The organism is Bradyrhizobium sp., from assembly GCF_049798375.1.
In the GTDB taxonomy this organism is placed as follows: Bacteria; Pseudomonadota; Alphaproteobacteria; order Rhizobiales; family Xanthobacteraceae; genus Bradyrhizobium.
Window position 1 is genome coordinate 1 of sequence record NZ_JBARGP010000427.1, and the last position, 5223, is coordinate 5223.

Annotated in this window: 6 protein-coding genes; 1 reads left to right on the top strand and 5 read right to left on the bottom strand. The window is 64.1% G+C overall.

Going from position 1 to position 5223, the window contains the following annotated elements; all coding sequences use genetic code 11:
- The 4 genes from WA702_RS18000 to WA702_RS18015 form a co-directional block, all read right to left on the bottom strand.
- Window positions 1–469 (bottom strand): molybdopterin-dependent oxidoreductase (locus WA702_RS18000; protein WP_425111888.1); only part of this gene is annotated, 469 nt, incomplete at its 3' end.
- Between the two features lie 12 nt (window positions 470–481).
- The gene (locus WA702_RS18005; RefSeq protein ID WP_425111889.1) at window positions 482–1804 is read right to left on the bottom strand and encodes an MFS transporter; all 1323 of its coding nucleotides are present in this window, start codon (window positions 1802–1804) and stop codon (window positions 482–484) included.
- Between the two features lie 84 nt (window positions 1805–1888).
- Window positions 1889–3103 carry a cytochrome P450 gene (locus WA702_RS18010; RefSeq protein ID WP_425111892.1) on the bottom strand — a complete coding sequence of 405 codons (1215 nt, stop codon included), beginning with the start codon at window positions 3101–3103 and terminating at the stop codon, window positions 1889–1891.
- Between the two features lie 70 nt (window positions 3104–3173).
- Window positions 3174–3380 (bottom strand): ferredoxin, encoded by a 207-nt coding sequence (locus tag WA702_RS18015; RefSeq protein WP_425111890.1) that lies wholly within the window; start codon window positions 3378–3380, stop codon window positions 3174–3176.
- Window positions 3381–3539: 159 nt separating this feature from the next.
- Here WA702_RS18015 and WA702_RS18020 point away from each other — a divergent pair, with 159 nt between their 5' ends.
- Window positions 3540–4163: a TetR/AcrR family transcriptional regulator gene (locus WA702_RS18020; RefSeq protein WP_425111893.1), complete on the top strand. Its 624-nt coding sequence runs from the start codon at window positions 3540–3542 to the stop codon at window positions 4161–4163.
- A 192-nt stretch (window positions 4164–4355) separates the two neighbouring features.
- Here WA702_RS18020 and WA702_RS18025 read toward each other — a convergent pair.
- A partial coding sequence (locus tag WA702_RS18025) for an amidase (protein WP_425111891.1) occupies window positions 4356–5223 on the bottom strand: 868 nt, incomplete at its 5' end.

The following is a 5223-nucleotide window of genomic DNA, read 5'->3' on the forward strand; positions in this document are numbered from 1 at the left end:
TATGCGCCAGCAGGGCGTCGGCAGCGGCGAAATCCTCCAACGACAGATTGGTGGTGTAGCCGTCATAGGAATGCAGCACGACGAAATCGGCTTGGTCGCGCGGGCGGCAGGCGGCGAGCAGGTCGCGCGTCGCCAGCCCCTCCCATTGGTTGTCGTAACGCGACCAAGTGGTGACGCAATGGATGTCGGAGACGAACTGGCGCTGCTCCTGCGCGAGATAGGCGTTGAAATCCCAGTACAGCGGATTTTCCACGGCGCCATAGACGTCGAGCCGCCAGCGCTCGCGGGTGATCTCAGGCGTCAGCCCGAGATCGAGCACGGGCCAATCTTTTGTCAGATGCTGCCCTGGCGGCAACCGCTGCTCCTCGGGTCGCACCACGGTGCCGGTGAGAAACTTGCCCTCGCGCGCCCAGCGCGCCTTGCTGCGCGTCAGCTTGCTCTCAGGCGGCGGCTGGTCCTCATCGGCCATCTCATCTCTCCGTCACTGGTGCCGATGCATCGCGGATGCATGCTTGGTGTCTCGCATGGTCGCGTAGATCAGGAGCGACAGGAAGATCATGCCCGAGAGATAGTAATAGAACCAGCTCTCGTGCCCGTTATTCTTCAGGAACAGGGCGATCATCGGTGCGGTGCCGCCGAAGATCGACACCGTGAGCGCATAGGGCACGCCGACGCCGAGCGCGCGGACATTGGTCGGGAACAATTCAGCCTTTACCACCGCGTTGATCGAGGTATAGCCGGCGACGAAGATCCAGGCCGCGCAGATCAGCAGGAAGGCGATGAAAGGCGACTTGGTGTCCTTCAGCAAGGTGAGGATCGGAATCGTCGCCAGGGTGCCGGCGACGCCGAAGAAGATCAGCAGCGGCTTGCGGCCGATGCGGTCCGACAGCGCGCCATAGAGCGGCTGCAGGATGGTCGCGAACACCAGCGAGGCGAAGATCACCATGGTGGTCTGGTCCGCGCTCAGACCGACCGAGAGCTTGACGAAGGTCTGCATGTAGGTGGTGAAGGTGTAGAACGCCGCGGTGCCGCCGGCGGTAAGGCCGACGACCAGCAAAAGCTCCCGCGGATAGTTCAACAGTTCGAGGATCGAGCCGCTCGGCTTGACCACCTTCCTGGCCTGTTCGAACGCCTCGGTCTCGTGCAGGCCGCGCCGCATCACGGCGGTGAAGATCGCAAGCAGTGCGCCGATCACGAACGGGATCCGCCAGCCCCAGGCCTTCAGTTGATCTTGCGTCAGGAACACCTTCTGCAGCAGCAGCAGCACGATGATCGCGGTGAGCTGGCCGCCGATCAAGGTCACATATTGGAAGCTGGAGTAGAAGCCGCGATGCTTGTCATCGGCTACCTCGGTGAGATAGGTGGCGCTGGCGCCGTATTCGCCGCCGAGGCTGAGGCCTTCGATCACGCGCGCCAATGCCAGGATCGCGGGCGCAGCGACGCCGATCGTGGCATAGGTCGGCGTTACTGCGATGATCAGCGAGCCGAAGCACATGCAGAGCACGGAGACAGTGAGCGACAGCTTGCGGCCGAAATGGTCGGCGAGATAGCCGAACAGCCAGCCGCCCAGGGGGCGCATCAGGAAGGTGGCCGCAAACAATACCGCTGCGTCGAGCTGCTGGACGACCGGATCTGAGTGCGGGAAAAACGCCGGCGCGAAATACAGCGCAAAGGCGGTATAGGCGTAGAAATCGTACCACTCGACCAGATTGCCGGCCGAGCCGATCAGGATCGCCTTGATGCGCCGTTCGACGTCGGCGAGGTTCGTGGCTGCTTCAACAGGCCTGATCGCCTGGTCGGTCATGTCCGGTCTCCGAAGGGAATTTCATTGCTAATTCCCTTCTACGGCAGGAGACCGGAATGTCAAAACCTCAGAACAGCCGAGCCTTCAGAACAACATCGGCAATTGCCGCGGTCCGCGTACCGTGCCCTGCGACCAGGTGACCTCGCCGTCCGGATCGAGCCGGAACTCCGGGATTCGCTTCAACCACTCCTCGATCGCGACAGTCATCTCCATCCGCGCAAGGTTGGAACCGACGCAGCGATGGATGCCGAGCCCGAACGCCGCATGGCGGTTTTCCTTGCGGTCGAGCACGACCTTCTCGGCGTCCGGGAATACCGCGGGATCGCGGTTCGCGGTCGGGAACGACAGCAGCACCATGTTGCCCGGCTTGACCGGGCAGCCGCTGACCACCGTCTCCTTCATCACCTCGCGCGCCATCGTCACCGGCGAATAGGCTCGCAGCAGCTCCTCGATCGCGGTCGGCATCAGCGACGGATCGGCGGCGAGGCGCTTGCGATCCTCGGGCGTCTTGGCCAGGTGCCAGAGCGAGGCGCCGATCGCGCTCCAGGTGGTGTCGATGCCGGCGATCAGCAGCAGCCGCAGCGAGCCGGTGACATGGGCGTCTTCCAACGGCGCGCCGTTCGGCAGCTTGGCGTTCATCAGATAAGAGATCAGATCGTCGGTCGGATGGGTCCTGCGCTTCTCGATCTCGGCGGCGAAATATTCGGTCATTTCGTCGACGGCCTGCAGCAGGGCGCTTTCGTTCTTGATGCCGAGCTCGAGGATTGCGTGGATCCATTTGATGAAGAGATCGCCGTCCTTCTCGGGAATGCCGAGCATATGCGCGATGGTGCGCACCGGGACATGCTTGGTATAGCGCGCCGCCGCGTCGCAGCGTCCCTCAGTGATGAACTCGTCGATCAGCTCGTTGCAGATCGCGCGCATGCGCGGCTCGAGCTTTTCAACCGCGGCCGGCGTGAACGGCGGCAGCAGCAGCTGCTTGGCCGGCTTGTGCACCGGCGGATCGGAGGTGATCGGCGGAGCGGCGTTGGCGTTCTTGATTTCCGGCCGCTCGTCGCGGACCAGCACCCGGCGAGACGAGAAGTGCTCGGTGTCGTTGGCGATCGCGCGCACGGCCTCATAGGTCGTCGGCATGTAGCAGCCAAGGAAGCGGTCGGTATGGACCACGGGACTTGCGTTGCGCATCTCGTCCCAGATCGGGAACGGATTTTCAGTCCATTTCGGATCGGTGTGGTCGAAATCGTTGATCCAGTCGGTGACCGGCGGGTGCTGCGGCAGGGGGCTCGTGTCTTCGGACATAACGGCTTCCTTTGGCGGCTTCTTCAGCTGATTGCGCTCAGGGTTCGACAGGCGGACGGTCACGTCGCTTCTATTCCTCGATGACCTCGATTGCGAATTCCGGGCAGTTGGCCCGCGCCAGGTAGGCCTTGTCCTCGAGGCCTGATGGCACGACGCCGTCGCCGATCTCATGCGCGTTGCCGTAAGCATCGAACTCGAATAGCTCGGGCGCCACGGCCTTGCAGCGGGCGTGCCCCTGGCATTTGTCCGGATCGACGTGGACCTTGAGCTGCGGCATGGATCAGGCCTCCCTCACACTCGCACCAACCGGCACGCGCGCGGATATCGTTTCCCCAAAATCAATCGTTGAAGCGCGGCGTACCACACTGTAAGTTATACGATATTACATTGCGGGAAGCTGGTATTGTCAAGCCAGAAACCTCGCGTGTCCGATCACATGTCGCATCCCATCCGCAAACCGCGTCACTCCTATCATCACGGCGATCTCCGCGAGGCGCTGATCGAGGCGGCCTTGCGCGAAGCGGAGCAGGGCGGCCCGGAGGCGATCAGCATCAAGGCCTTGGCGAAGACGCTCGGCGTGTCGCAACCCGCGCCGTACCGGCATTTTGCCGATCGCGAGGCGTTGCTTGTTGCGGTGACAGCGGAAGCCTTTCGGCAGTTCAACGCGGTGTTGCGGCAGGCGGTGGCGGCGTCGTCGCGCCGCTCGAAGCTGTCGCGGCTGGCGCAGGCCGCGCTGGTGTTCGGACTCGAGCGCAGCGGCATTTATCGGCTGATGTTCGCGTCGCAAACCATGGCCTGCGCGGCCGAGGACAGCGAGTTGCACGTCGCCGCGCAGGAGACCTTTGCGCTGCTGCTCGATGCACTCGACGGGCCGCGCGACCTGTTGCGCGAACGTTATGCCCTGCAGGTCTGGGCGTCGCTGCACGGCGTCGTCATGCTGGCGCAGCAGGGCCTGCTGACGGGTAAGAGCATCAACGTCAGCCGCGAAGAGCTGGTCGAGGACATGGTCGCGCAGACGCTGAAGAGTTTGCAGAGTGCGAATGACGGGGCCCGCGATTGAGGCAAGGCTGCGCGGCTTGCTCAGTATAACCTCGCCCCGCTTGCGGGGAGAGGTCGGATCGCGAAGCGATCCGGGTGAGGGGGTACAAGTCTAACAAATTCACATCGTCCGAGCGTCTGCCCCTCACCCCAACCCTCTCCCCGTAAGAACGGGGAGAGGGAGCGCACCGCGCTCTGCGTGATAGCTCGTTTATTAGGCCTTCGGCGGCCGCGGATCGATCGGACCGGTCGGCACGCCCAGAATCTCCTCCAGCACCCTGGCGCCGGCGAGCAGCCGGGCTTCGGCGCGGGGCGGGGCTACGATCTGTAATCCCACCGGCAGGCCTGATGCGGTGAAGCCGCAGGGCAGCGACAGCGCCGGCGTGCAGGTCAGGGTGGCGGCGTAGGCGATCGCCAGCCATTCGATGTAGTTGCCAAAGGTCTTGCCGCCGCATTCCGCCACATAGCGGTTCTCCACCGGGAACGGCGCCACGATGGTCGCGGGCGACAGCAGAAGATCATAGGTCTCGAAGAAGGTCAGCATGCGCTCGGTCATGGCGAGCCGCTGCGCCTGCGCGCGCGCAATCTGGTCGACCGTGAGCTTCAACCCCGCCTCGATGTTCCAGATCACCTCGGGCTTGAGCAAATCGCGCTTGGTGCGGAGCAGCTCGGTCTTCGACATGGCAAAGGACAGCGCGCGCAGCACGTGGAAGCATTCATGGGCTTCGTTGAGATCCGGATGCGCTTCCTCGACAATAGCGCCGGCCTCGGCGAAGCGCTGCGCCGCCTTGCGGGTGATGGCTGCGACCTCAGGATCGACCGGCGTGATGCCGAAATCCGGTGAATAGGCGACGCGCTTCGGCCTGGCGCCGGAGCGCGCTGCCGACAGGAACGAGGTGGCTGGCGCCGGCAGCGAGCGCGGATCGGCCGCATGCTCGCCGCTCATGGCGTCCAGCATCAGCGCGAGGTCGGCGACATTGCGCGCCATCGGGCCCTGCACGCTCGTGGTGTTGTCGACCGCAAAAGCCGGCGTGTGCGCCACCCGACCGACGCTCGGACGCAGGCCGACGATGCCGCAGAAG